Consider the following 26,776-nt stretch of genomic DNA (forward strand, 5'->3'; position numbering starts at 1 on the left):
CTATATATGCGCACTCTCTATCTACTTCTCATCACTGGGATACTTTCTGGCTGTAATACTTCTCCCCCAGAGAAAGTTGTTAAAATCAATAAAATGGTGATCCCTGTTGTTCAGGCACAACCCGAGTCAAAATCAAGTAGTGACTCGGCATCCCTGTCCTTATACCAGGATAATAAACAGCAAATTGAAAACGTCGTGAGTTCGTTAAAAAATGAATATCTTCATGAGGTTAAGCCAAGAGAGATGTTTGACGTTCATAGCCAGGCATACCAGGTTTATGCTTCTTTAACCAAGCTCGAACAAATGCAGCAAATGAACAATTTTTATTATAAGGAGCATAATCAAACAGGACTGTTAAGCATTAATCAGTCCGTGAACTATCTTATTGAATAACAATAAATCCTCCTCAGAGAATGATGAGGAGGATTTATTGCGATTGATATATAGCATGCCACTACAATAGAATATTAAATTTAGAAAATCGATTTGTAACTTGTTTGTGGGTTTATTTAAAAGCGCTCAGGTAATTTATTGATGGAAGTAAGATACCCTCCGCGCTCAAAATCAATATACCCTCCTTTTTTTAACGCAGATACAACATTTAAAACACTGCTGCGCGATAAGTGGGTCCGATCCTGAATATAATCCAAAATAGAAACTCGCTTGCGCGTCTCTTCCGGCAACAAAATCATCTCTTCGAGGTGGTTACGTATCACTGAATAAGTACGCTGCTGTACGACTAAATCATCACGATAAAAGAGATAACCCGTATGATATGAAAGCACTGCCGCCGCATCTTCCCACAAGCCTTGTTGATGAAAGAGTTCTCGTGCTTTATCGGCATCGACGCGTAATAAGGTTGATTCAGCTTCAGCGCGCAATAAATGGCCGTGTACCGGTTGGATCATTTCGGCAATACCGAACAGATGGGGTTCATAGACGGTCACGATTAACAGACCATCAGAAGAACGTAAAATGGACAGCTCCCCTTGCAAAAAAAGGTAGAGTTGAGGCTTATTCTTGTATTTCCACATGATACGCCGCCGCGGCACAACCTTCATCTTTTCTGCAATCGGTTCAAGTGCTTGCATTAAGCGTTGTATGCTTTGTTCTGGGCGTACCGGAGGTGAAATTTGCATAATCAAACCTGTATTATTTTGATCGAGAAAACAATATGCTTTTACCTATATTCCATGAAGGTAGTACAGATTCATATTAAAACCATAAATTGCTCAATAATAAAAGTACAAATTTATTTTTATTTAAACAAGCGTAAGTGATAAGACCACCAGCAGATGGTCACCAGACACCGCCGGATAGATAATCCGCTATGGTGACTATTAACAATTCGTGAGATATTTAATCGGGAATAACGGCGCTAGAATTGATAGCTGTAGTTGACACTGGCAAACCATAACCACGGGTTCTTATATTGGCCTGCAAAGATATCAGATTTGACGTTGGACGACTGCATGTGCAAATACTCAACGGCGACGCCAATATTGCTGGCTGGCGTAATCTGGTACTGTGCACCGGTGGCAAGTCGCCATTCATCGCCGGTTGGCATCGAAAGCGCTACATCACTTTGCGATTTGTACGGTGAACTGTCATATGCAATACCGGCATTAATGCGCCACTGCTCATCGGGATGATATTGCACGCCAAGCGCTGTATGCCATGTATCTTTCAGACGATTATCACGATCGCTTTGCTGACCATTCATTGTAATCTGCGGGCTGCCAAACTGGCTCCAGTCCTGCCAGCCTAGATCGCCCATTACTGACCACTGCCTGTTGATATCGTGAACCAGACTAAACATCACCTGCTGCGGAGCACGGACCTGTGTGGAGATCGGCAGATCATATCCAATATTAGGTATATTGGGAAAACGCGCTGTCCCGTCAATATTGAAATGATAATCAGTCTTGCTGGTCCAGGTTACACCCGCCCGAGTATTGTCAGTTATGTCCATTAATAACCCAAGGTGGTAATTCATCGCCCAGTCATGATCGCTTTGTTTCTCATCGTGGCCATCGACATCTCTGCTTAGCGACAGAAAACCATAGTTTAGCCCTGCAGCTGCGCCAACCGACACCTTATCACTTAGTTTCCATGCAACGGCGGGACTCAGCGTCATCGCAACCATGGTACTTTGTTTAATTAACCGAGCCCCTGCCCAGTTGCCGAAGTCGATACCTAACCCATAGTTGCCGTACAAACCCAAACCGGCAGAAACGGTATCACTCAGCCGTTGCGTATAAAACATGCTGGCATTGGGGAAAAGCGTCATTACATTACCGGGGCTTTGTCTGCCATCTGTCGTATTATTCAGCGTATAGGGAATATCTCCGCCCATCGCCTGTAATCCTCCGGTGACCATATGGTCAGGTAAACGAGTCATCCCCGCCGGGTTTGTTAACAGCGTAGAGGTATCCTGAGCACGAGCGGCCTGCCCTGCACCAGCCAGTGCGGTATCCTCCGTTCCGATTTCATAGAAATAGAGCGCACTGGCGTGACCGACCGATGAAAAGATCATCCCGGAGAGAAAAATTATATTTTTTTTCATTGTATTACCTGTTTGGAGAGGTCGTTCTTTACTAAATGTAGGGTCAGCTATCACATGGTATTGATTTATGCTAATAGCATAATCAGGCATCAGGAATGATGTCGTGTTAAATTTTATCCAATATTAAATTTTATAATTCAACACAACGACATCTTAAAAGCCGACTTAATGAGAACTCTTCTTAATAAGTGATTTGACATAAATTCTAATGTAAAGAAATGAAAATTTAATCTTTTCATAAAAAAGTATGAGTGAAGTCGCCAACGGAAAAACCATAGTTATGATCATCACATAACTGTAATATGCGTTTTAAAAAGTAAAACCTTTACAGCCTTGAGGAGACCTTGTCTTCTCAAAACTTCGTGTCTCAAATATGTCTTTGATTTCAATGGGACACGATGATCGTTAACCTCTAAAACCTAATATATAAGTGAGGTGAATATCTTATTGTGCTAACTAATCCTCAGGAGAATAACGCTAATCTGGTCATGGATACATCATATTTTAAAATATGGACTTTTAATCATGCAATAACAATCAGGTATCTGATACGACTCATTCTTCTGTCATTTTTTGTAAGCGGAAGAAAAGAGTGATGATAGCTAATACAGGTAAAGATAGGGGTAATGACTTATGGCCTCACAATATGACTTTACTGTCACCCTGCACGATCTTGCTTTTATTCTTAAGCAGATCAAAATATCCGAAGCGGCAACTAACCCAGATGGTAGCGTTAATGCTGAATTGCTTAGAGAATTAGTTTCCAGCCCGCTATTACCTTATGGACTTCGCACGGTAGATGGTTCATGGAATAATCTTCTACCGGGTCAGGAGTTATATGGCTCTGCCGACCAGACAATGCCGAGATTAACCGCGTTAAACTGGCAAGATGCGGACCAAATGACCAGTTATATCCAAATTGGTGGCACCGTTATTGATGCCGACCCACGTATTATTAGTAACTTAATTTCCGATCAAACGGCATCTAACCCAGCCGCACTGGAGGTATTTAACGCGTTAAAAGATGCCCCCGGCGGGGGGACTATTACAGGAGACGGAGAAACGTTATCCATTCCTAACCAGTCTCCCGATATCGGTCTCTCCCCTGCTTTTAACGGCTGGATGACCTTCTTTGGCCAGTTTTTTGACCACGGTCTGGATTTGATTCCCAAAGGAGGCAACGGTATCGTTTTCATTCCGCTACAGCCGGATGACCCTTTATATGTTGAAGGGTCGTCGACAAACTTTATGCTATTAACCCGGGCAACGGTGGATGAAAACCGAGAGACAGTAAACCTGACTACCCCCTTCATCGACCAAAACCAAACCTACACCTCCCATCCTTCACATCAGATTTTCATCCGCGAATACGTCATTATTGATGGGAAACCTGAGCCTACCGGGAATTTATTAGGCGGTGCGAACGGTGGACTGGCGACCTGGGCCGACGTTAAAAACCAGGCTGAAACTCTGCTTGGCATTAAACTCACCGATCAGGATGTGTTTAATGTTCCCCTGCTGGCTACGGATCGCTATGGTAATTTGATTTTAAGTGAAAATGGAAAGGTACAGATTGTTACCACCGGGGGACTGGTTGAAGCCAACGGCGGTCTGTTGCCTGAGGGAACATTCCGCACCGGACATGCGTTTCTTGATGATATTGCGCATACTGCCGCGCCAAAAGCGGGTCTGCTGGCAGATGATGACACTGCGATTGGGGGCGAAGGAGCGCAACCGGCAGGAACCTATGATAACGAACTGCTCGATCGTCACTTTATTACCGGTGACGGGCGTGGGAACGAAAATATAGGTTTAACCGCGGTGCACGCCGTTTTTCACAGCGAGCATAACCGTCTGGTTGAGCAATATAAAACAACACTGCTGGAAACCGGTGATATCGACCTCATTAATCAGTGGTTGATGCCCAATCATCAAATCACGGAATTACCTGCCGATACCAGTACGCTGGTATGGAATGGTGAGTACCTATTCCAGGCAGGTCGTTTCTCCACGGAAATGCAATATCAGCACCTCGTATTCGAGGAGTTTGCCCGTACCGTACAACCCGCCGTCGATCCGTTTGTTTTCTCCAACACGGCGGATATAAACCCGATGATCTTTGCCGAGTTTGCGCATGTGGTTTACCGTTTCGGGCATTCAATGCTGACAGAAACCGTGGCGCGCACCGACATTGATATGCAAAGCGGCGATATTGACCTGATTTCAGCATTCCTGAATCCGGTAGCATTTAATCAAATCAACGGGGCCACCGTCACGGACGATCAGGCTATTGGCGCAATTGTGCGTGGTATGACGCGTCAGGTGGGTAACGAAATTGATGAATTTATTACCGATGCTCTGCGTAATAATCTCATCGGCCTGCCCCTCGATTTAGGCGCGCTTAATATAGCCCGTGGCCGTGACACCGCAATGCCGACGCTGAACCAGGCCCGCGAGCAGTTTTTTGCATTAAGCGGTGATAGTCAACTGAAGCCTTATACCAGTTGGGCTGACTTCACTACCTACCTGAAAAATCCCGCTTCAATCATTAACTTTATGGCCGCCTATGGTCAGCATGAGCTGATCCTCAATGCCACCAGCCTTGAAGGTAAGCGTGCAGCGGTAAACTTCCTGTTGTTTGGTGATGCTAACAATGCCCCGCCTGCGGATGCGATGGATTTCTTTAACAGTACCGGAGCGTGGGCAACCAAAGAGACCGGCCTGAATATGGTCGATTTCTGGATTGGCGGGCTGGCAGAGCGCAAAAATGAATTTGGCGGCATGCTCGGCTCAACCTTCAACTTCGTCTTTGAAACACAAATGGAAATGCTTCAGGACGGCGATCGTTTCTACTATCTGAGCCGCGTTCAGGGATTAAACTTACTCAATGAACTGGAGGCCAACTCGTTTTCCGCACTAGTAATGCGTAACAGCGATCTTGGTGATGAGGGATCCTCCCACCTGCCCGCAAATCTGTTCCAGACACCGGACCATATTTTTGAAGTGAACCGCGTGCTGCAAACGGAAATCGACCCGAAATGGGGAAATCCACTGAAGGATCTGCTCTCGCCGTTGTTGGTGCGTCGCGACCCAGGTGTGGATGTTGACGGCGATAGTTTTGCCGATGGCGGGTATCTGAAATATACCGGCGATGGGCATGTGGTGCTTGGAGGGACGGCAGGCAATGATACGTTAATCGGCGGTAAAGGGATCGACAGTCTGTGGGGTGATAGCGGAGATGACCGACTGGACGGCGGCGACGAAGCAGACGTGGTCCATGGTGGTGACGGTGATGACATTATTACCGATACCGGTACGCCTGTTGGTGATGCGGACTTCCTGCACGGTGATGCCGGACATGACGTTATCTTCTCCGGTAACGGAAACGATCTGGTCTTTGGTGGCAGCGGTAGCGACTTCGTGGTGGTCGGCGAAGATGCGCAGGAGGTCTTCTCGGGTCAGGATAACGACTTTGCGCTTGGCGGCTCGGGTGGTGATTTCCTGATGGGCAACGAAGGCGATGACTGGCTGGAAGGCGGTGACGGGTTTGACACGCTGGCGGGTGACAACTCTGAGTTGTTCTTCAACAGTACCATTATCGGTCACGATGTCCTCAACGGCCAGGGTAACGACACCGACTACGATGGCGAAGCCGGTGACGACATCATGGTTCAGGGCGCGGGGATCCAGCGCAATAATGGCATGGCCGGTTTCGACTGGGCTATCCATAAAGGCGACCCAAATGGCGCTAACTCTGACCTTGGGATCCCTATTTTCGTCAACCAGCAGGAGTTTATTCTACGCGACCGTTTTGATCTTGTTGAAGGGCTGTCGGGCTGGAAATACGACGATATCCTGACCGGGACAGAACAGCCGATAGGTACTGCGCCTGTTCAGGGCGTTCCCCTCTCTAACAACCTGACCCAGGAAGGTGCGGATCGGATCACCGGTTTACAGGCTATTCTCGGCGTAGAGCGTTCTACAAATCCGGACGCGGTGCTCCTGAATCCTGATGATGGTAGCGATATTTTACTCGGCGGTGGCGGTAGCGACCGCATTATGGGTAAAGCCGGTAACGATATCATTGATGGTGATGCATGGCTCAACGTGCGTATTGCCGTTACGGGTATGGCAGGACTCACCAGCGCCGAAGGTATGGCTGAACTGAAATCGTACATGCTGGCCGGCACGCTGAAACCGAATCAGCTGTCGATTGTGCGAGAAATCCTGCATGAAGGTAACGGCACGGAAACTGACGTCGCGGTGTACCGTGATGTCAGCAGCAACTATGTCTTTACCCGTATGGCGGACGGTAGCCTGCGCGTCGATCACGCCACGCCGGATGCCGCGCTGAACCTGAATGATGGCATCGATCGTCTGTTGAACATCGAAAAACTGGAGTTTGGCGATGGGAAGCAGCTGTGGGTGACGGGGCAACAAGCGACGGGCGATCTGACCATCAGTAACCCTAACCCTTCGGTGGGCGACCTGCTGCGCGTCAACGTGGCGAACTTGCTGGATGGTAACGGGCTTGCGGCGGATGTGGCCATCACCATGACCTGGCAGGCATTCGTCAACGGCCAATGGCGAGATCAGGCAACCGGCGTTGAGTTCAGAGTGCCTGGTGCTATTCAGGGCGCACCGCTGCGTGTGGTAGCCAGCTTTAACGACCGCATGGGTGACGCTGAAACCCTGGTGTCGGCACAAACTCAGGCGATCCTACCGCGAAATCAGGCCACGACCGGTGTGCCGGTAATTAACGACCTCACCCCAACTGAAAGCCTGACGCTGACCGCAGTGGTTTCAGGCATTGCTGACGCCGATGGTCTGAGCGGCGGTAATTTCACTTATCAATGGAGAATGAGTTCGCCAACCGGATTCGTCAACATTAACGGTGCGACTTCCGCCACCTATACGCCGGGTCAGGCTATGGTTGGCAGAACGTTGCAGGTGGTCGTTACCGTCGTCGACGATGAAGGCAACCCCCCTGTTGTCCTGACGTCGACCACCACCCAGCCCGTGGGCGATCTGATTGTGGGTACCAACGGGGCTAACACCCTCGTCGGTACTGCCTGGAGCGATATCCTACGCGGTGAAGGCGGTAATGACACCTTACTCGGCGGTGCAGGTGACGATCTGCTCATTGGCGGTGCGGGAAACGACAACCTCTCTGGTCAGGCGGGGCAAGATATTCTGCAAGGTGATACCGGTAATGACACGCTTGATGGCGGGCTTGGTGCCGACAGTATGACCGGCGGCACGGGCGATGATACCTACATCGTTGATGATTTCGGTGATGTAGTTATCGAAGGTGTGAATGGCGGCACGGACGTTGTCCGAACCAACCTCAGCAGCTACGACCTCACCGATAACGTGGAAGAACTGGTATTTACCGGCAGCGGTAGTTTTATCGGTACTGGTAATGCCATTGCGAACACCATTACGGGAGGGACCGGTAACGACTATCTGTTCGGCATGGGCGGTAACGACCAGTTGTTTGGTGGTATCGGGAATGACTTCCTCGATGGCGGAGATGGCGCTGATAACCTGCAAGGCGGAGTTGGTAACGACGTCATGATTGGCGGTGCGGGCGCGGATACCCTTTCCGGCGGTAGCGGGGACGATATTCTTAATGGTCAGGAAGGTAACGACATTCTGGACGGTGGTGCCGGGAGCGATATCTTCGCCTTTGGCGCCAACTTTGGGCAGGACCGAATTACCGGTTTTGACAGTAACCCCAACGGCGGGCAGGACTTCCTTGATCTCGTCTTGTTAGGTATCAACGCGGGTAATTTTGCCAGCAGCGTGTCTATCACCGGAAACAATGGCAACACCATTGTGACTATCGGTACAGATACCATCACATTGGTGGGCGTCAATTCGACCACCGTGAATATTGGTGACTTTTATCTGGAAATGCCCACTACCCTTGCCAGTAACAATGGCAATAGTTCATTGATCGTATAAGGAGAAGACTATGTCGCGCCAGCATACGCCAACAGAACTGAATGATGCATTAAAAGGAACGAAACCCACTTTTCTGATGCTGCTGTTTTTTAGTTGTGTGATTAATATGCTTATGCTGGCGCCGGCAATTTATATGCTACAAGTATACGACCGCGTGCTGGTGAGTAAAAATACCACCACGCTGTTAATGTTGACCTTATTGATTGTCGGCTTGTACATCGTTATTGCCATGATTGAATCTGCCCGCGCGCAGGTTATGGTCAGGCTTGGCAACAGGCTTGATATAAAGCTAAGCCAGTTGGTCTTTAACGCAGCCTTTAAAAGAAAGATGGTTACCGGCGATAACAACCCGGCGCAATCTTTAGCCGAGCTGGATCAGGTTCGTCAGTTTCTTTCCGGGAATAGTCTATTCGCCTTACTGGATATTCCCTGGACGCCGATATATCTGTTCATCGCCTTTTTGGTCCATCCCCTGCTGGGATACCTTTCTCTCGGCGGAATAACGTTATTATTCATTCTGACGCTGGTATCTGAAATCTCTACCAAGCGCCCGATTCAGCAAGCGCACGCCTTAACCATTAACAATGCCAGCAAACTGAATAAACAGCTGCAAAACGCCGATGCCATTGAGGCGATGGGTATGCTCTCGACCCTGAAGTCCAACTGGCAGGAGCAACATAACAAAGTGCTGGCGCTACAAACGCAGATTGCCGACAAAACGGCCGGGTTAAGCAGCCTCAGCCGCTTTGTGCGGGTGTTGCTGCAATCTATTGCGCTGGGTGCCGGGGCTTTACTGGTGATCGGCGGCCATATTACTCCGGGCTTGATGATCGCCGCCTCGATCATTCTTGGCCGCGTCCTCAACCCGGTAGAACAAGTTATTGGCAGCTGGAAGCAGTTCGTGCAGTTTCGTAGCGCGTGGCATCAGCTCTCAACCTTGCTGAAGGAGTATCCGGCACCGAAAGAGGTACTGACCCTGCCGCGTCCGAACGGCAACATCAGCGTCGAAAGTGTCTTCGCTGCAGCCCCCGGCCAGCCTTCCCCGCTACTGCGTAATATCTCATTCCAGCTGGAGCAAGGTGAAGTTCTGGGGATTATCGGCCCCTCAGCCTCAGGGAAAACCTCGCTGGCAAAGGTTCTGGTTGGCGTCTGGAAACCGCTATCAGGGAAAGTCAGATTAGACGGCGCAGATATTTGTCAGTGGGATAAAGCGCTGCTGGGCCCGTCTATTGGCTATCTGCCGCAGGATGTGGAACTGTTTGACGGTACCATCGCGCAAAACATTGCCCGCTTCGCGCAGAATGACAGTGAGCTTATCGTCGCCGCCGCATTACTGGCAGGCGTTCATGAGATGATCCTGCGCTTGCCACAAGGTTATGACACGCTGTTGGGCGCAGGTGGATACCAGCTCTCCGGCGGGCAGCGGCAGCGCATCGGACTGGCACGCGCCGTGTATAACAATCCTGCGTTCATCGTGCTTGATGAACCGAATGCTAATCTTGACGACGCGGGCGAATTTGCACTCGTTAAAGCCATCAATACCCTGCGTACACAGGGACAAACTACCGTCATTATCTCACACCGCCCGACGCTGCTCGGCGTGGTCAATAAGGTTTTGCTGCTTAACGATGGCGCCATACAGGAGTTTGGTACCCGCGATCAGGTTTTTGCTCATTTGCGTCAGGCCAACGTACTGAAACCGGTGGCTACGCCTTCTCCATCCACGACTGAACAGCAACGTGAGGCCTGATGATGAAAAAGAATCCCCACAACACGGCATCTGCTGGCGTAGATACCAATATCTGGTCGCCGATTATCCGGGGCGTGATCGTCATTGTGCTTGGTGTCGGTAGTTTTATCCTCTGGGCAGTGCAAGCTCCATTAGATGCGGGCGTGGTCGCTGATGGTACGGTAACCGTATCGAGTAACCGCAAAACTATTCAGCATCTGAGCGGCGGTCGGGTAACGGATATCTTTATCAAAGAAGGCGACTTCGTGAAGAAAAATCAGGTTCTCGTCCGGTTGGATAAAATGCAGCTTGAAATGCGTTTCAGCGCGTTAAATGCCCAGTATATTTCTGCAAAAAGTATCGAAGATCGCCTGTTGGCAGAACGCGATGGCCTGGAAGCGATCGTCTTTAATACGACGCTGACGCAGCAATTCTCTGGCAATAAACGGCTGACAGAAGTCAGAAATCTGCAGGCCAAGCTTTTCGATACGCGTCGCAAAACGATTCAGGACGAACTGTCGATGATTGAGGAGACGCTCGATGGTCTGGTTGGGCAAACGGATAATCTCAATAAAATAAAAGGCTATCGCGACCACCAGTTTTCCCTGATTAACCGGGAGTTGGGGGCTATTCGCGCGTTGAGCGAAAAGAACTATTACCCCAAAGCGCAATTACTGGTGCTGGAGCGCGAAGCGGCTGAAATATCTGGCAGCGTTTCAGAAGATATTCTTAACATTGCCAAACTGAAATCGCAGCAAAACGAATTAAAAATTAAAGCCTACCAGGTGCGTCATCAATATTTACGTGAAGTTGAGTCTGAACTGACGGAAAACCAAAAAGAAGTGGCGATGCTGGAGGATGAACTGGTGTCCACACGTCACGAGCTGGATAACACCGAGATCCGCTCACCGATTAACGGTATCGTGCTGGATGTTAAAGTCAGTACCGTGGGCGGCGTCATTCAACCCGGCGAACATCTTATGGATATTGTCGCCGCCGGACAACCCATGCAAATTGATGCCAAAATACCCGTGCATGCCATTGATAAACTGGTCCCCGGCTTAACCGTTGATGTGCTTTTCCCTGCCCTTAACCATGCCCTGTTGCCGTCGGTTCCGGCCCGGGTTCTGACTATCTCGGCGGACCGCTTAATTGATGAAGCCACTCAGCAGCCATACTACCTTGCGGAAGTACAGGTTTCAGCAGAGGGCGCGCGTTTGCTGGGCGATTACAAAATTAAAGCGGGAATGCCCGCCAGCGTGACGATCAAGACCGGTGAACGAACCCTGATGAGTTACCTGTTTAAACCGTTGATTGCCCGTCTGGAACTGGCTTTTAAAGAGTATTGAGCCATCCATTGCCGGTATGGCGTACGGCTTGTCGCGCCATACCGCTTTCTGCCGTTGCTGGCAGCTTTGCTTTCTTGTAACCTTCTTCCCGTCACACTACTGACAAAATCTGGAACCACTGAACTGGACTTCATATGAATGCTCATATTTCTAAAGACCCTTTACATGGCGTAACGCTTGAAATGCAGGTCAATGCCCTGGTTGAACGTTATGGTTGGGCTGAACTGGCGCAACGCATTAATATCAACTGCTTTAAAAATGAACCGAGCGTTAAATCCAGTCTGAAGTTTCTGCGCCGTACGCCGTGGGCGCGGGCAGAAGTTGAAGCGCTGTACCTTGATTCGCTGCATGACCTGGCCTCAAACAACACCCCCGAACCGGCCTTCGATCCCTGGGCTAACAGCCGCAATAAAAAGAAATAAGAGCAAAATCAGATGGCAGCATCCGGTTTCTTTTCAGGAAATTATCAGAAAAAACTGGCGAAGATTCTCGCCCGTTCTCGTGCCAGACTACCGCTGACCAACATGAAATGGTTTGCTGTACTCGTAGGCAGTATGTTGTTACTTGGCAGCTGTTCTTCGCAACCGCCCGGCCCCAAAACCACTCCGCTACCTCCGGTGAGCAAACCACAGCAGAGCAAGGAGCCAGTGCGCGGGATCTGGCTGGCGACGGTTTCACGTCTTGACTGGCCGCCTATCTCATCCGTGAACATCAGTTCGCCTGCCGTACGCATCAGCCAGCAGCAAAAAGCGCTGACGGATAAGCTGGACAACCTGAAACGGCTTGGTATTAACACCGTTTTTTTCCAGGTTAAGCCCGATGGGACCGCATTGTGGAAGTCAAAGATTCTACCGTGGTCAGATACCCTGACCGGTACGATTGGCCAGGATCCGGGTTACGATCCGCTGCAGTTTATGCTCGATGAAGCGCATAAACGCGGAATGAAAGTTCATGCCTGGCTTAACCCCTACCGCGTGTCCGTAAACACCAAACCTTCGACGGTCTCTGAACTAAACAGCACGCTGTCACAGACGCCGTCCAGCGTATACGTCCTGCATCGGGACTGGATCCGCACTGCGGGCGAGCGTTTTGTGTTAGACCCCGGTATTCCCGACGTGCGCGACTGGATCACCAGCATCGTGGCGGAAGTGGTTGAGAATTACCCGGTTGATGGCGTGCAGTTTGATGATTACTTCTATACCGAATCTCCCGGCTCTGCGCTCAACGACAGCCAGACCTTCAGAAGATACGGCCAGGGATTCGCTTCCAAGGCAGACTGGCGTCGCGATAACACGCAACGGCTGATTGCCCAGGTTTCGCGGACCATCAAGAAACTCAAGCCTGAGGTTGAATTCGGCGTCAGTCCTGCGGGCGTGTGGCGCAACCGTTCGCACGATCCAGCGGGCTCCGACACGCGCGGCGCGGCAGCGTATGATGAGTCGTATGCAGACACCCGCCGTTGGGTGCAACTAGGTTTGCTGGATTACATTGCACCGCAACTCTACTGGCCTTTTGCCCGTGACGCAGCGCGTTACGATGTACTGACAAAATGGTGGGCAGATGTCGTGAAATCAACCAACACCCGCCTCTACATTGGTGTGGCACTGTATAAAGTCGGTGAACCATCGAGAAAAGAGCCGGACTGGACAGTAAAAGGCGGTGTGCCGGAACTGAAAAAGCAGCTCGATTTAAACGAATCCGAACCGTACATCAACGGCACGATCCTGTTTCGCGAAGATTATCTTAATCAACCTCAAACGCAGGAAGCCGTGACCTATATTCGTAATCGTTGGGGACGTTAATAGTTGTCCTCTGGTCAGTTTAGCGAGGAAATGTAGCGGGGAAACATTGCCCCGCTCAGCTTTAATTCTCCGGTAAGTGTAGCGGCCGTATCTGCGTCACCGGGACATTAACCGACGGACATTATCATCAATTTGTTTCTGTATCGTCTTCAGCGTGGATTGCGTTATCTGATCGGGGTATTTGTCCCTGGCGATAGCGCTCAATGCCGTGGCAAAGTGACAGACTTTTTCGATTATGCCGTTCACATGGTCAGCAGATAACTCAGCTTCCTGAACGCCAAGCGACTGAAGGTGCTTTCTTTCGATATCCAGCGCCTCTCCCAGCACGTCCATTTGGTGATACCCGCCAGGCCCTTCGCACCAGGTGACATCGTAAGCCGGAGCCAGAGTCCAGTTTCCATCGGCTGACATTAAATAGGCAAAATTCTTCGGATGATCGTCGCGGTTGTTAAAAGCCACGTTGAAAACCACGCGTTCGAACGCTTTTGCCTTTTCTCTGACATCATTGGTACAAATCTGCGTGGCGCGCAGAAAATCCCGGTAGTCTAAAGCACCGGGTATCTGGTAATTTGCCCCGGTAAGTGCAGCCAGGCTCTGCATAGGAATTCGTGTCGACTGGTCACGGTCGAAACGGCGAGTGGCAAATGCCGCCTGTCCGCCGGGCAGATTGAAATACGCCGTATCAGGCGTGGTTATCCCACATTGGCGCAAGCATTCAGCATAAACCGCTTCGATGGCACATACCTCAGCATGCTCATGCCTGGCGGGAAATTTAATCAGCCAGCTTTCGCTCCCGGGTAGCGGCACCGTGGTGAATTTAGACGTGACAGTGTCACGATAAAGTAACGCCTTAGGCCTTGCTCCCTGTGGCGAACCGCCCATCTGGAGTAGTTTTTGCAAGAATTCCCCGCCTTCGCCGCTCAGGACTTCCTGAACCTCAGCGGCCAGTTGTGCGAGAGGAACATTCTCTTTTGACAGCGTCTCGACATCTGACTGAACGGGCTGGAATGTCATGGCGCCCATCGCGTTGTTGCCGACCCAGGTTAAGCGCTCCAATGGACCTATGCGTGCTGCGTTGAGCCCGCGGCGTTTAAATAGTCGGTCCATCAACAGCATACCCCAGCCATCTGGAAGCGAATCATAGACTGGCCCAGGTAATCCCAGCTGATGAGCCGGGAAATCCCTGCGTAAACGGGGACCGTTCAGCGGTAACATCAGTCGGGACAGTTCCAGCCCCTTACGTAAGGCCTCTTCACTGTATTCAAAGGCGATCAACGGACGTCCGGTCAGGGCTGTGGAAGACACCAGTTTGCCCCACAGCCATTTCTCACCCCAGCCTTCATAGAAGACATCAACTTGCTCAGGCATCAGAATTTTTCCTTTTGATCCGCTGACGTGCCGCGCTCTTTTCGTAACGCAAAATATCATCCAGACTATCAATCCTGGGTTTGAATAACCCCTCCAGTGCATCGCCATAGCCTAACACCATCGCGACTTTGACCAGATTCTCAAATCCTACATTTTTCCCCGCTTCCAGATTCGACACGGTATTCACACCGACCCCTGAACGCGCGGCAACATCAGCCTGCGTCATTTGCCGGGCGAGTCGTTCTTTACGCAATCTGTCGCAAAGCAGTTTGACGATATCAGCTGCAGTATTTAGCGTTAAATCCATAATATTGGCTCTTATTGGGATAAAAACGACTTTACACCCAATATTATAGAGTTAAGTTGGGAATGATTCAAAATCTTATAAGACACAATAAAAGGGAGTTAAACCGGAAAATCTTGCTTAAGGGAGATTATACTGGAGTTATCCGGGCACATTGTCTGTACCCGGATATGGTGTGGTTATCCGGCAACGCCAGGCTCAGGTAATCTGAAGGAAGAGACCAGCAATGCCAGTTGTTCCGCCTCCTCTTTCAGCGCCTGCGTCCGTGCTGCGGCATCATCAATTAATGAGGCGTTTTGCTGAACGGTGCTGTCCATCTCGGTAACGGCCAGCGTAACTTCGGAAACGCCCTTACGTTGTTCTTCACCCGCAACGCGTATTTCCCCCATCAACTGGCGCACCTGACGCACATTGTTGACCAGTTCTCCCAGACGCTCACCGGCATTGTGAATTTGCTGACTTCCGCTACCAACATGAGAAACGGATTCATCAATCAACGTTTTAATTTCCTGGGCGGCGGTGGCACTGCGCTGAGCCAGCGTGCGCACTTCGGAGGCCACGACGGCAAATCCTCTGCCAGCATCGCCCGCTCTGGCGGCTTCAACCGCGGCATTCAGGGCGAGAATATTGGTCTGGAACGCAATGCTGTCGATGACCGCGACAATTTCCACCATTCTGCCGGATGAGGCGCTGACGTTATCCATTGTTGAGATCACGCCCTGCATCACATCGCCGCAGCGGTTGGCCGTTTGCGCGGTGCTATCGGATAGCTCATCCGCCAGTTGTGTATTACTGGCGTTTTGATGAACGGTCGCATTTAACTGCTCCATGGCCGCCGAACTCTCTTCCAGCGCAGCGGCCTGCTGCGTTACGCGAGATGAAAGCTCCATATTACTGTCAGCCAGGCTAACGGCGTTATTCGCTACCACTGTGCTACTGCTTCTGACGGTGATCAGGATGGCCGAGATTTTATCGACGAACAGGTTAAACGCCTCGGCGATAGCCGAAATCTCGTCTTTGCCACGAACATCCAGACGACGGGTAAGATCGCCTTCTCCCTGCGCGATGTCATCAAGTGCCTGACGGGTATCATCGAGACGTGAAATCAGTCGACGAACCACCAGCCATGATCCCACCAGCAATAGCGTCATGATAGGGATCAATACTTCCAGAACGTCCTGCATCATCACTTTGGCAAGACCGACAATACGAGATTCCGGAGTTGCAAGTCCTACGACCCAGCCGGTATCTGGCATCGGGAACAGCATTACCTGTGACGCGGTATTCAGGACGTTGTCGTTTGCCAGCGTGATAGTCTTCACCCCATCTGTCGGGCGCAAAGATTTCAGACCGTTTTGCACCGGGATAAGCCACTGCGCGCTTTGCGCCAAATCGTTAATGGTTTTATATTTTGCCAGGTCGGCCTGCGGGAAATAGAGAATTTGTCCCTGCTTGTCTACCACAAATGCGTAACCACCGGTGCTGTTTCCCTGCTGCTGCATGAAGGTAGCGACGTTATCCAGACGGATATCAGTGGTAGCGACACCGGCAAACTTGCCTGCCTGTTGATAAGGCACGCTGCATGTCACCATGTTGACGCCTGAACTGGCATCCTGGTAAACGTCAGACCATAAACAGCTGTTTTGTGAATGGCCTTTGGCCAGTTGATACCAGCTTTCATTGTGGTATCCACTCGATCCTTCGACGTTATAATCATTGGAATACACCAGCTTTCCTTCAGCATTACGCGCCCAGAAAAAGCTTCTTTTCTCCACACCTGCGGTGAAGGCGTCTGGTTCTGGCCAGATGCCGCCGCCGGTAATAATCGAGTCTTTACCTTCACCAATAAGATGCGGAATAACGCTTTGGTACAGAGATTCATCGTTAGGCAATACTTCAGCCAGTCGCGACAGGCTGACGGTCTCACCTTCAATTCGGGACAATACGGTACTCAACTGACGGGTTAAACCTTGCCCTGTTTCTTCGATCAGAGCGGTGTTGATTTCAACGACGCGCGGCTGACCGCGCCAGAGCATAATCACCACGATAACAAGGGTCGTTACTGCAAGCAGCAGAATGCCGCCGATGGTTAAACGCGTTGAAATACGAGTAGGATACCAGGCCATACAAACTCCTTCTGCAAAAGGCTAACTTTTATCCAGTATCGGCACAGGCGTTTATATCTTTATAAAGTTTTCTTAAGTATTGCAAAACAAATAAGTGACATCGTCACAAATAGCAAAACCCAGCACTTTGGCTGGGTTTTAATAACGTCTTAATCTTATTTAGATAATTCTTTTTTGATTTCGTCTTTTATTTTACTTAATTCACTCTGCGGATGTTTCTTACAAAGTTCAACGGTCAGAGGAACTGCAGTCGTAACGGTTTCGTTATAGTCGACGTAGTCACCACCTTTGAAGTCTTCGTCTTCATTGAGCACCCAGAAGGCCACCGGAGCCATAGTTTGTGGGTTCAAATCAATAAACTCCTGGCAGTTCATACCTTTCGGAGTCACTTCAGTTTTAGCGTTATCTGTTGCTGCATTGACGCTGACACTGGTTAACAGCGCTGCGACCAGAATACCTGCTGTAGAAAGGGAGAATTTATTCATTGTAGTACTCCATTTATAATATAAATAATATCTACACTTGCGCTTAACACCGTTAATGTAGCTCGCGAAAAATAATACCCCTACCGTCATAAGAATAAAGATTGCTGTTATTGATATGGCTGAAATTTATATTTCCTATTACTGATTCTTATGTCTGAGGGATAAATGTTGCCCACAATGTGATCGTTCCGACGAAATCAGCAGATTCATACCCATCTTCCTCTACCGTTGCACCAAAACTGAACTACGCTGCACAAATGTTGATCATTGGTTAATGAATATCGGTTGGTTTTTAACAAAAACAGCCGGCGTGCCGCTGTTACGCACATGGCACGCGTCCTGCATTGTTAATTCGCTAACAGAAATACGGTATCTGACAGGCAACTAACAGCGAGAAGGTAATGACAGCCAAACCAGAGTTATTTACCCGCATAGAGCAAACCTTTAGCCAGCTGACGCCCAGCGAAAAGCGCGTGGCCGGGTGGCTGTTAGCCCATGCTGTGCAGATCCCATTTGAAACCGCAGATGGCATCGCCAAAGCAACCGGAACCAGCGGCATTACCGTCGGACGTTATCTGCGTAAACTGGGTTTTCGTAACCTGGAGGATGCAAAAGCCAGTCTGCGTGAGCTGCCCGTTGTTCCGTATCAGCCCTGGGGAATGAATGAACGACTGGATTCCTGGCACCAGCAACAAAGCCTGCCGGATCGGGCACAGCAGTCGCTGTTACTGGAGATCGACGCCATTACCCACGTCTATCAACTTGCCCAGGGTGAGACGTTTCAACGCATTGCGCAGCAGCTGGCGCATGCGGAAGCCGTATACATCCTCGGGATCCAGTCCACCCGCGGGATCGCCAACGCCTTTTTTAGTCACCTGGAATACCTGCGACCTAAAGTCAGCTACTCCGAAGGCCTTTCCGGCAGTTGGGTAGAGTCGCTGAACTCGGGATTCAGCCAGCCTTACGTGGTTATTACCGATATGCGCGCCTACTCCGCTATTTCGCGACAATATTGCCGCGTCGCCACAGAACGCTGTATTCCGCTGGCGCTCATTACCGATGTGTGGTGCCCATGGGCCAGGGATTATTCCATTGATTTACTTCAGGTAAAAACTGACACCGGGCATTTCTGGGACTCACTGGCACCGGTGAGCTGTCTGTTCAACTTATTACTTTCTGCGGTGGTAGCGCAACTGGGTGACACCCTCGCAGGACGCCTGCAAACCAATCGCCAGTTACAACAACAATTTGGTCAATTCGAACAATAAACAGGAAACGTGCTATGTCAGAACTCCCAGAACTGGTCGATCTGTCGGTGATATTTCCGTCGCTGCATATCGATCTTAAATACGCTACTGCCGACAACATTACCGGCGCACCAATCTACCGGGAAGCGCGTTGTCTGTTGCACACTGAGGCGGTAACCGCGCTGGCTAAAAGCATCAGTATTGCGCAACTGGCCGGCCTGCAGCTTGTGGTGTACGACGCGTATCGCCCCCAGCAGGCGCAGGCGATACTGTGGAATGCCTGTCCCGACCCGCAGTATGTTGTCGATGTCGCGATTGGTTCCAATCACAGTCGGGGTACGGCCATTGACGTCACGTTGATGGACGATCGCGGCCATCTCCTTGATATGGGGGCCGGTTTTGATGAAATGCACGACCGTTCCCATGCATGGCATCCGTCTGTTCCTCCGGCAGCGCAGCGTAACCGCCTGCTGCTCAATGCCATTATGTTTGGCGGTGGTTTTGTCGGTATCAACAGCGAGTGGTGGCATTTTGAATTACCTGATGCCGCTCGCTATCCGCTGCTTGACGATCAAATAGATTGTTACACTGTCACGCCTATAACAACACAACATCCCCTTTAATTCTGGAGCCTGGTTATGAAGACTACCCCTGCGTTAAACGCGTTTTTCCGCCCCGCTCTGATAGCCGTTGCGTTAGCATTTGCCCTGCCCGCCGCACAGGCTGCCGTTCCCAAAGATATGTTGGTGATTGGTAAAGCCGCCGATCCGCAGACGCTCGACCCCGCCGTGACCATCGATAACAATGACTGGACGGTCACCTATCCTTCCTACCAGCGGTTGGTTCAATACAAAACCGACGGAGGTAAAGGCTCCACGGAAGTTGAAGGTGATTTAGCCAGCGGCTGGAAAGCCTCTGACGATCAGAAAGAGTGGACGTTTACCCTGAAAAACGATGCCAAATTCGCCGACGGAACGCCGGTAACGGCAGATGCGGTAAAGCAATCCTTTGAACGTTTGCTCAAGATTGGTCAGGGACCTGCGGAGGCTTTCCCAAAAGATCTGAAGGTCGACGTCATTGATAACAACACGGTGAAATTTACCCTCAGCCAGCCGTTTGCCCCGTTTCTGTATACGCTGGCAAATGACGGTGCCTCAATCATTAACCCGGCCATCTTAAAAGAGCATGCCGCAGACGATGCCCGCGGATTCCTGGCGCAGAACACGGCTGGATCTGGTCCCTTCATGCTGAAGAGCTGGCAAAAGGGACAACAACTGGTGCTGGTGCCTAACCCGCATTATCCCGGTACAAAACCGACATTTAAGCGTGTCTCAGTCAAAATCATTGGTGAAAGCGCCTCCCGTCGCCTGCAATTGTCGCGTGGCGATATCGACATTGCCGATGCGCTGCCTGTTGACCAGCTTGCCGCTTTGAAACAGGAAGGCAAAGTGAACGTGGCGGATTATCCCTCGCTGCGCGTGACCTATCTGTATCTCAACAACAGTAAAGCCCCGCTCAATCAGGTGGATTTACGCCGTGCCATCTCGTGGGCCACTGATTATAAAGGCATGGTTAACGGGATCCTGAGCGGCAATGGAAAGCAAATGCGTGGCCCGATCCCTGAAGGCATGTGGGGTTTTGACGATAAGGCCATGCAGTACAGCTTCGATGAAGCCAAAGCCAAAGCCGCGTGGGACAAAGTTGCTAGCAAACCTGAAAGCCTGAGCTTCCTGTACTCCGATAATGACCCTAACTGGGAACCTATCGCGCTCGCCACCCAGGCAAGCCTTGGCAAACTGGGTATTAAGGTGAAACTGGAAAAACTGGCAAACGCCACCATGCGCGACCGCGTGGGCAAAGGCGATTACGACATTGCCATTGGCAACTGGAGTCCGGATTTTGCCGACCCGTACATGTTTATGAACTACTGGTTTGAGTCAGATAAGAAAGGCTTGCCGGGTAACCGTTCGTTCTATGAAAACGGAGAGGTCGATAAACTGCTGCGCAGTGCGCTGGCCACAACCGATCAGGTGGCCAGAACCAATGACTACCAGCAGGCGCAAACCATCGTGATTGATGAAGCGGCCTACGTCTATTTATTCCAGAAAAACTATCAGCTGGCGATGAACAAAGACGTCAAAGGATTTGTGTTCAACCCCATGCTGGAACAGGTCTTCAATATCTCCACCATGAGTAAATAAGCCACGTTTATGCGGAGCCGCTCTGGCTCCGCAAGGGGAAGCTAATGACGTTCTGGAGTATTTTACGCCAGCGATGCTGGGGACTTATTCTGGTGGTTATCGGTGTTTGCGTAATCACCTTTATTATTTCACACCTGATACCTGGCGACCCCGCGCGGCTGCTGGCGGGCGATCGCGCCAGTGATGAAATTGTCGAAAATATTCGCCAACAGTTGGGGCTGAATCAGCCGCTGTATGTCCAGTTTTTTCGCTATGTCAGCGATATTTTTCACGGCGATTTAGGCATATCCATTCGCACCGGGCGTCCGGTACTGGATGAGCTGCGCATTTTCTTCCCCGCGACCCTTGAATTGGCTTTCTGCTCTTTGTTGCTGGCGCTGGTGATAGGTATCCCGCTGGGTATTTTGTCTGCGGTCTGGCGTAACCGCTGGCTTGATCACCTTGTTCGGCTAATGGCAATTACCGGTATCTCCACGCCTGCATTCTGGCTGGGGCTGGGGGTTATCGTGCTGTTTTACGGTCATCTGCAAATTTTACCCGGCGGTGGGCGTTTAGACGACTGGCTGGATCCACCTGCTCACGTCACCGGTTTCTACCTGATTGATGCTCTGCTGGAAGGCAACGGCGAAGTCTTTTTCAATGCGCTTCAGCACCTGATTTTGCCATCGCTGACATTGGCTTTTGTACATCTTGGGATCGTTGCCCGTCAGATTCGTTCCGCCATGCTGGAGCAACTGAGTGAAGATTACATTCGTACCGCGCGCGCCAGCGGGCTGCCGGGCTGGTACATCGTGTTGTGTTACGCGTTGCCGAATGCGCTTATCCCATCAATCACCGTCCTCGGCCTGGCGCTGGGCGATCTGCTCTACGGTGCGGTATTGACCGAAACGGTCTTTGCCTGGCCTGGCATGGGCGCCTGGGTGGTGACCTCAATTCAGGCTCTCGACTTCCCGGCGGTAATGGGATTTGCGGTGGTGGTCTCGTTCGCCTATGTGCTGGTCAACCTGGTGGTGGATTTACTCTATCTGTGGGTAGACCCTCGAATTGGACGTGGAGGTGCTGAATGATGCTCACACAAGAAACGCCGACCGCCCCTCAGACTGCACGCCGCCGCACGGACTGGGCCAAACTGTTCTGGATGATGAAAAGTAGCCCGCTGACGCTGGTTGGCGGGGTCATCATCGTATTGATACTGCTGCTGATGGTGCTGTCGCCGTGGATAACACCCCACGATCCGAATGCCATCAATTTGAGTGCGCGCCTGCTGCCCCCGTCAGCCGCTCACTGGTTTGGAACCGATGAAGTCGGTCGCGATCTGTTCAGCCGCGTTCTGGTAGGAAGTCAGCAATCTGTCGTTGCTGGTCTGGTGGTAGTGGGTATCGCCGGGGGATTGGGCTCACTGCTGGGTTGCTTGTCGGGTGTCATGGGTGGGCGTGCCGACGCGATAATTATGCGGATGATGGACATTATGCTGTCCATTCCTTCGCTGGTGTTGACGATGGCGTTAGCCGCCGCGCTGGGCCCCAGCCTGTTTAACGCCATGCTGGCGATTGCAATCGTCCGTATCCCTTTCTATGTACGCCTCGCCCGTGGTCAGACGTTAGTGGTACGCCAGTTTACTTTTGTACAGGCTGCCCGGACCTACGGCGCTTCACGCTGGCATCTGATTAGCTGGCACATTTTACGCAATTCTCTGCCGCCGCTCATTGTGCAGGCATCACTGGATATCGGCAGCGCGATCCTGATGGCCGCCACGCTCGGGTTTATCGGTCTGGGCGCCCAGCAGCCCAGCGCTGAATGGGGGGCGATGGTCGCAATTGGCCGCAATTACGTGCTTGATCAGTGGTGGTATTGTGCTTTTCCCGGCGCCGCCATTCTGATTACCGCCGTGGGCTTTAATCTCTTTGGCGATGGTATTCGCGATCTGCTGGATCCGAAAGCCGGAGGAAAACAATCATGACACAACCCGTACTGGAAATCGAAGATTTGCATCTGAGTTTCCCCGGCTATAAAGCTGACGTGCATGCGCTGAACCATGTATCACTGCACATCAACCGCGGAGAAATCGTTGGTGTGGTGGGTGAATCCGGTTCCGGTAAGTCCGTGACCGCCATGCTCACCATGCGTCTGCTACCGGAGGGGAGCTATCGTATTCACCAGGGACGCGTTTCGCTGCTGGGTGAAGATGTGCTCAACGCCAGTGAGAAACAAATGCGCCAATGGCGCGGCGCACGTGTCGCAATGATCTTTCAGGAGCCCATGACGGCACTGAATCCGACCCGCCGTATCGGCCAGCAAATGGTGGAGGTGATCCGCCATCATCAGGCGTTAAGCCGCACGGATGCCCGCCAGAAAGCCGTCGCTCTACTCGAAGAGATGCAAATCCCGGACGCGCCGGAGGTCATGAAACGATTTCCGTTTGAGCTTTCCGGCGGTATGCGCCAACGCGTGATGATTGCGCTGGCCTTTTCGTGCGAGCCGGAGCTTATCATTGCCGATGAACCGACCACTGCACTGGACGTCACGGTGCAACTGCAGGTGCTGCGTTTGCTGAAGTTAAAAGCACGCGCCAGCGGAACAGCCGTGTTATTTATCAGCCATGATATGGCGGTGGTTTCACAGTTATGTGACCGGTTGTATGTCATGTATGCCGGGAGTGTGATTGAGAGTGGCCCGACGCAAACCGTTATTCAACGCCCGACTCACCCCTATTCCATCGGCTTGCTGAAATGTGCACCGGAACACGGCGAACCGCGCGCATTGCTGCCCGCCATTCCCGGCACCGTGCCGAACCTAACCTGCTTACCTGCCGGATGCGCGTTTCGCGAGCGCTGCTTTGCAGCTGGTCCTCGTTGTGAAGAAACGCCGGTGTTAAGTAGTCAGGGAGGTGCAGATCAACAATCTGCCTGCTGGTATCCGCAGCTGGAGACAACACATGTCTGATTTTTTACTGGCGCTGCAGGATGTTCATGTCAACTTTCCTGCGCGTAAAAACTGGCTTGGCAAGGTTACGGAACGGGTGCATGCGCTCAACGGTCTGGATTTACAGATTCGCCAGGGTGAAACGCTGGGGATTGTTGGCGAATCCGGCTGTGGAAAAAGTACGCTGGCGCAACTGTTGATGGGCATGTTGAAACCCAGTCAGGGAAGCTATTCTCGCCGTGGTGATAAGCAGCATAACGGTATGCAAATGGTCTTTCAGGACCCGCTTTCATCACTGGATCCGCGCTTACCGGTGTGGCGGATAATTACCGAACCGGTGTGGATCCAAAAACGGAGCCCGGAGCGTGAACGACGCATGCTTGCCGAGGATTTGGCACGACAGGTGGGGATTCGTCCTGAATATCTCGACCGCTTGCCGCACGCGTTTTCCGGTGGACAGCGCCAACGTATTGCTATTGCCCGGGCGCTATCGTCAGAGCCGGATGTTATCGTCCTCGATGAGCCCACTTCAGCGCTGGATATCTCCGTGCAGGCGCAAATTCTCAACCTTCTGGTGTCACTACAGGCGCGCAGAAACCTGACCTACGTATTGATATCACATAACGTGTCGGTGGTCCGCCATATGAGCGACCGTGTGGCGGTGATGTATCTCGGGCAAATTGTTGAGCTGGGCGATGCCCAACAGGTTCTCACTCACCCCGCCCATCCGTACACACAATTATTGCTGGACTCGGTACCTAAAACGGGCGCACCGCTGGCGGAAGATTTGGTGTTACGTAAAACCGAGCTACCGGGAAACCGAACGTTGCCCCAGGGCTGCTTTTACCGTGACAGATGTCCATTGGCAACCCACGGTTGTGAGAAGAAACAGGCATTGCTGAAGAGTGATACCGGATGTGACGTTCGCTGCTGGCGGGCGGTTACATGACCTGAGCCGTTGAGAAAAGTCAGGTGCGATACGCCTTTTTCAGTGAATCCACCAGCACCTCGGAAGCGGTAGATAATTTATGATGCGCCGAACGCAAAACCCCGATCCGACGCTGGATCACCGGCGTATCCAGATCGATACAGGTTGCGCCTAACTCTGTCATTTGCGTGCGGCATAGTGCAGGTACGGCGCTACCGCCCAGACCGTTAGCCACCAGACGGCCAACGGTCACCAGTTGATGGCTCTCCAGCGCTACTTCCAGCGTATGTCCGCTTTGCACCAGTTGTTCTTCCAGCATCAGCCGCACGGCGGACGGGCGTTGCAGGGTGATAAAATCCAGCGTCAGCAGTTCGCGCCACGCTATACGATCCCTGTCTGCCAGTCGACAGGTTGGCGGCACAATCGCGATAAAACGATCCACGCCGAGCGGCGTGAAATGCAGATGTCCCGAATAGTCCGGCTCGAAGGCTATGCCCATCTCGACCCGGCCTTCACTGACCATTTCAATCACGTGTTCATTGATCACATCGTGAACCGTTACGTTGATACCGGAATAAGAATCACGAAATGTTTTCAGTACCGATGGCAGGACGTTAGCGGCAAATGAGGGCATGGCGGCGATCGATATTTTACCGCGCTGCAGCGTAAAGCGCTGGCGCATGGCTTCTTCCGTATTCTCCCAGTCCGCCAGCAGCTGTCGCCCCATATTCAGCAGCGTTTCTCCCTCCTGCGTCAGGGTCACTTTGCGAGTTGTTCTTAACAGTAACGCCCCGCCCAGCGAATCTTCCAGTCCTTTAATCGCCAGGCTTAACGCGGGTTGCGACATATTCAGTCTTTCGCTGGCATGAGCAAAATTCAGAGTGTGAGCTACCGCTAAAAACGCGCGTAACTGTTTGATGCTCATTCCCATTTCGCATTCCTTTAACTTGTTGAATACCTTTAATTAACATTAAATTGATAAAAAAACCCAATGAGTGAGTCACAAATTTAAAATTAACAAATCATTTTTCACCCCCAATGATGTCGGCAAGGACAACTGGGGAGGCAAGTGTATGGCTGGACTGGATAAACGTGTTGCCACTTATCAAGAGGCGCTGGAAGGACTGACCGACAACATGACGCTGCTGGCAGGTGGTTTTGGTCTATGTGGGATCCCTGAAAACCTGATTACCGAAGTACGCCGTCGGGAGGTTCAGGGACTTACCGTTGTATCAAACAACTGCGGCGTGGATGGCTTTGGCCTTGGCGTGCTGCTGGAAACGCGTCAGGTGCGCAAAGTGGTCGCGTCCTATGTGGGGGAAAACGCCCTGTTTGAGAAACAGGTGCTTAGCGGCGAACTGGAAGCCATCCTGACGCCACAGGGTACGCTGGCAGAGCAGTTGCGCGCGGGCGGCGCGGGGATCCCGGCATTTTTTACCGCGACCGGATATGGAACCCCCGTGGCGGAAGGGAAAGAGGTTCGCGAGTTTGCCGGACGCCCTTACATCCTTGAGCAGGCGATAACCGGTGATTTTGCGTTGGTTAAAGGCTGGAAAGCCGACTGGTACGGCAACGTCATCTATCGCCACACCGCACAGAATTTTAATCCGCTGATGGCCGCCGCCGGGCGCATTACCGTCGTGGAAGTTGAAGAAATTGTCCCTCCCGGAGAACTGGACCCTGCTGCGATTCACACTCCCGGAATTTTCGTTAACCGCATTATTCAGGGGCAGTTTGAAAAACGTATTGAACAACGCACCCTGCGCCAGAAAGGAGCCTGAC

Annotated in this window: 21 protein-coding genes; 14 read left to right on the forward strand and 7 right to left on the reverse strand. The window is 51.4% G+C overall.

All coding sequences use genetic code 11. The annotated features are described in order from the left end of the window. Positions 1–6: 6 nt before the first annotated feature. The gene (locus OGY68_RS17840; RefSeq protein ID WP_057069443.1) at positions 7–393 is read left to right on the forward strand and encodes a KPN_03583 family lipoprotein; all 387 of its coding nucleotides are present in this window, start codon (positions 7–9) and stop codon (positions 391–393) included. A gap of 116 nt (positions 394–509) precedes the next feature. On the opposite strand, the gene OGY68_RS17845 is transcribed toward OGY68_RS17840, so the two are convergent. Further along, on the reverse strand, positions 510–1,139 hold the full coding sequence (locus tag OGY68_RS17845) for a winged helix-turn-helix transcriptional regulator (protein WP_008784772.1): 630 nt from the start codon (positions 1,137–1,139) through the stop codon (positions 510–512). Positions 1,140–1,378: 239 nt separating this feature from the next. Next, on the reverse strand, positions 1,379–2,566 hold the full coding sequence (locus OGY68_RS17850) for an OmpP1/FadL family transporter (RefSeq protein ID WP_286617299.1): 1,188 nt from the start codon (positions 2,564–2,566) through the stop codon (positions 1,379–1,381). Positions 2,567–3,199: 633 nt separating this feature from the next. Between OGY68_RS17850 and OGY68_RS17855 the strand changes: the two genes are divergently transcribed. From OGY68_RS17855 to OGY68_RS17875, 5 genes are all read left to right on the forward strand, one after another. Then, on the forward strand, positions 3,200–8,533 hold the full coding sequence (locus OGY68_RS17855; protein WP_286579745.1) for a peroxidase family protein: 5,334 nt from the start codon (positions 3,200–3,202) through the stop codon (positions 8,531–8,533). Between the two features lie 10 nt (positions 8,534–8,543). Beyond that, positions 8,544–10,283, forward strand: coding sequence for a type I secretion system permease/ATPase (locus OGY68_RS17860; RefSeq protein WP_057067763.1), 1,740 nt, complete (start codon positions 8,544–8,546; stop codon positions 10,281–10,283). Beyond that, positions 10,283–11,611 carry an HlyD family type I secretion periplasmic adaptor subunit gene (locus OGY68_RS17865; RefSeq protein ID WP_188093468.1) on the forward strand — a complete coding sequence of 443 codons (1,329 nt, stop codon included), beginning with the start codon at positions 10,283–10,285 and terminating at the stop codon, positions 11,609–11,611. Before OGY68_RS17860 ends, OGY68_RS17865 begins: the two co-directional genes overlap by 1 nt. A gap of 134 nt (positions 11,612–11,745) precedes the next feature. Beyond that, positions 11,746–12,033 carry a VF530 family protein gene (locus OGY68_RS17870; protein WP_032943454.1) on the forward strand — a complete coding sequence of 96 codons (288 nt, stop codon included), beginning with the start codon at positions 11,746–11,748 and terminating at the stop codon, positions 12,031–12,033. Between the two features lie 12 nt (positions 12,034–12,045). Further along, on the forward strand, positions 12,046–13,413 hold the full coding sequence (locus OGY68_RS17875) for a glycoside hydrolase family 10-like protein (RefSeq protein WP_057067761.1): 1,368 nt from the start codon (positions 12,046–12,048) through the stop codon (positions 13,411–13,413). A gap of 96 nt (positions 13,414–13,509) precedes the next feature. On the opposite strand, the gene OGY68_RS17880 is transcribed toward OGY68_RS17875, so the two are convergent. The 4 genes from OGY68_RS17880 to hdeB all read right to left on the reverse strand — a co-directional run bounded on the left by OGY68_RS17880 (position 13,510) and on the right by hdeB (position 17,696). Further along, positions 13,510–14,781 carry a type II toxin-antitoxin system HipA family toxin gene (locus tag OGY68_RS17880; RefSeq protein WP_057067759.1) on the reverse strand — a complete coding sequence of 424 codons (1,272 nt, stop codon included), beginning with the start codon at positions 14,779–14,781 and terminating at the stop codon, positions 13,510–13,512. Continuing rightward, positions 14,774–15,088 carry a helix-turn-helix domain-containing protein gene (locus OGY68_RS17885; protein ID WP_032943458.1) on the reverse strand — a complete coding sequence of 105 codons (315 nt, stop codon included), beginning with the start codon at positions 15,086–15,088 and terminating at the stop codon, positions 14,774–14,776. Before OGY68_RS17885 ends, OGY68_RS17880 begins: the two co-directional genes overlap by 8 nt. 176 nt (positions 15,089–15,264) lie before the next feature. After that, positions 15,265–17,211: a methyl-accepting chemotaxis protein gene (locus OGY68_RS17890; protein WP_057067756.1), complete on the reverse strand. Its 1,947-nt coding sequence runs from the start codon at positions 17,209–17,211 to the stop codon at positions 15,265–15,267. Positions 17,212–17,366: 155 nt separating this feature from the next. Continuing rightward, positions 17,367–17,696, reverse strand: coding sequence for an acid-activated periplasmic chaperone HdeB (hdeB, locus tag OGY68_RS17895; protein WP_003019999.1), 330 nt, complete (start codon positions 17,694–17,696; stop codon positions 17,367–17,369). A gap of 401 nt (positions 17,697–18,097) precedes the next feature. On the opposite strand from hdeB, the gene OGY68_RS17900 reads away from it, so the two are divergent. Genes OGY68_RS17900 through OGY68_RS17930 form a run of 7 tightly spaced genes read left to right on the forward strand, consistent with a single transcriptional unit; the run spans position 18,098 to position 25,015 of the window. Next, entirely contained in the window at positions 18,098–18,964 is an 867-nt protein-coding gene (locus tag OGY68_RS17900) for a MurR/RpiR family transcriptional regulator (RefSeq protein WP_057067754.1), read from the forward strand. A 14-nt stretch (positions 18,965–18,978) separates the two neighbouring features. Then, complete coding sequence (ddpX, locus tag OGY68_RS17905; protein ID WP_003832991.1) at positions 18,979–19,566, forward strand: D-alanyl-D-alanine dipeptidase; 588 nt, start codon at positions 18,979–18,981, stop codon at positions 19,564–19,566. Positions 19,567–19,581: 15 nt separating this feature from the next. Continuing rightward, positions 19,582–21,144 carry an ABC transporter substrate-binding protein gene (locus tag OGY68_RS17910; RefSeq protein ID WP_057067750.1) on the forward strand — a complete coding sequence of 521 codons (1,563 nt, stop codon included), beginning with the start codon at positions 19,582–19,584 and terminating at the stop codon, positions 21,142–21,144. A 44-nt stretch (positions 21,145–21,188) separates the two neighbouring features. Beyond that, a complete protein-coding gene (locus tag OGY68_RS17915; RefSeq protein WP_008784784.1) occupies positions 21,189–22,211 on the forward strand; it encodes an ABC transporter permease in 1,023 nt (340 codons plus the stop codon). Continuing rightward, positions 22,208–23,104, forward strand: a complete 897-nt coding sequence (gene ddpC / locus OGY68_RS17920) for a D,D-dipeptide ABC transporter permease (RefSeq protein WP_008784785.1) — start codon at positions 22,208–22,210, stop codon at positions 23,102–23,104. Before OGY68_RS17915 ends, ddpC begins: the two co-directional genes overlap by 4 nt. After that, positions 23,101–24,087 carry an ABC transporter ATP-binding protein gene (locus OGY68_RS17925; protein WP_057067748.1) on the forward strand — a complete coding sequence of 329 codons (987 nt, stop codon included), beginning with the start codon at positions 23,101–23,103 and terminating at the stop codon, positions 24,085–24,087. The genes ddpC and OGY68_RS17925 overlap by 4 nt, the downstream gene beginning before the upstream one ends. Beyond that, entirely contained in the window at positions 24,080–25,015 is a 936-nt protein-coding gene (locus OGY68_RS17930) for an ABC transporter ATP-binding protein (RefSeq protein WP_286617301.1), read from the forward strand. The genes OGY68_RS17925 and OGY68_RS17930 overlap by 8 nt, the downstream gene beginning before the upstream one ends. A 19-nt stretch (positions 25,016–25,034) precedes the next feature. On the opposite strand, the gene OGY68_RS17935 is transcribed toward OGY68_RS17930, so the two are convergent. After that, positions 25,035–25,925: a LysR family transcriptional regulator gene (locus OGY68_RS17935; RefSeq protein ID WP_003020016.1), complete on the reverse strand. Its 891-nt coding sequence runs from the start codon at positions 25,923–25,925 to the stop codon at positions 25,035–25,037. Between the two features lie 142 nt (positions 25,926–26,067). Here OGY68_RS17935 and OGY68_RS17940 point away from each other — a divergent pair, with 142 nt between their 5' ends. Beyond that, positions 26,068–26,775, forward strand: coding sequence for a CoA transferase subunit A (locus tag OGY68_RS17940; protein ID WP_003020020.1), 708 nt, complete (start codon positions 26,068–26,070; stop codon positions 26,773–26,775). Position 26,776: the final 1 nt, after the last annotated feature.

Source organism: Citrobacter sp. Cpo065 (assembly GCF_030332805.1).
In the GTDB taxonomy this organism is placed as follows: Bacteria; Pseudomonadota; Gammaproteobacteria; order Enterobacterales; family Enterobacteriaceae; genus Citrobacter; species Citrobacter portucalensis.

Coding starts and splice junctions, on each gene's coding strand:
- OGY68_RS17850 (WP_286617299.1), bottom strand. CDS start 2,566: ATGAAAAAAAATATAATTTTTCTCTCCGGGATGATCTTTTCATCGGTC.
- OGY68_RS17910 (WP_057067750.1), top strand. CDS start 19,582: ATGAAGACTACCCCTGCGTTAAACGCGTTTTTCCGCCCCGCTCTGATA.
- OGY68_RS17870 (WP_032943454.1), top strand. CDS start 11,746: ATGAATGCTCATATTTCTAAAGACCCTTTACATGGCGTAACGCTTGAA.
- OGY68_RS17840 (WP_057069443.1), top strand. CDS start 7: ATGCGCACTCTCTATCTACTTCTCATCACTGGGATACTTTCTGGCTGT.
- OGY68_RS17885 (WP_032943458.1), bottom strand. CDS start 15,088: ATGGATTTAACGCTAAATACTGCAGCTGATATCGTCAAACTGCTTTGC.
- OGY68_RS17860 (WP_057067763.1), top strand. CDS start 8,544: ATGTCGCGCCAGCATACGCCAACAGAACTGAATGATGCATTAAAAGGA.
- OGY68_RS17875 (WP_057067761.1), top strand. CDS start 12,046: ATGGCAGCATCCGGTTTCTTTTCAGGAAATTATCAGAAAAAACTGGCG.
- OGY68_RS17940 (WP_003020020.1), top strand. CDS start 26,068: ATGGCTGGACTGGATAAACGTGTTGCCACTTATCAAGAGGCGCTGGAA.
- OGY68_RS17935 (WP_003020016.1), bottom strand. CDS start 25,925: ATGGGAATGAGCATCAAACAGTTACGCGCGTTTTTAGCGGTAGCTCAC.
- ddpX (WP_003832991.1), top strand. CDS start 18,979: ATGTCAGAACTCCCAGAACTGGTCGATCTGTCGGTGATATTTCCGTCG.
- ddpC (WP_008784785.1), top strand. CDS start 22,208: ATGATGCTCACACAAGAAACGCCGACCGCCCCTCAGACTGCACGCCGC.
- OGY68_RS17915 (WP_008784784.1), top strand. CDS start 21,189: ATGACGTTCTGGAGTATTTTACGCCAGCGATGCTGGGGACTTATTCTG.
- OGY68_RS17865 (WP_188093468.1), top strand. CDS start 10,283: ATGATGAAAAAGAATCCCCACAACACGGCATCTGCTGGCGTAGATACC.
- OGY68_RS17925 (WP_057067748.1), top strand. CDS start 23,101: ATGACACAACCCGTACTGGAAATCGAAGATTTGCATCTGAGTTTCCCC.
- OGY68_RS17880 (WP_057067759.1), bottom strand. CDS start 14,781: ATGCCTGAGCAAGTTGATGTCTTCTATGAAGGCTGGGGTGAGAAATGG.
- OGY68_RS17845 (WP_008784772.1), bottom strand. CDS start 1,139: ATGCAAATTTCACCTCCGGTACGCCCAGAACAAAGCATACAACGCTTA.
- hdeB (WP_003019999.1), bottom strand. CDS start 17,696: ATGAATAAATTCTCCCTTTCTACAGCAGGTATTCTGGTCGCAGCGCTG.
- OGY68_RS17890 (WP_057067756.1), bottom strand. CDS start 17,211: ATGGCCTGGTATCCTACTCGTATTTCAACGCGTTTAACCATCGGCGGC.
- OGY68_RS17930 (WP_286617301.1), top strand. CDS start 24,080: ATGTCTGATTTTTTACTGGCGCTGCAGGATGTTCATGTCAACTTTCCT.
- OGY68_RS17855 (WP_286579745.1), top strand. CDS start 3,200: ATGGCCTCACAATATGACTTTACTGTCACCCTGCACGATCTTGCTTTT.
- OGY68_RS17900 (WP_057067754.1), top strand. CDS start 18,098: ATGACAGCCAAACCAGAGTTATTTACCCGCATAGAGCAAACCTTTAGC.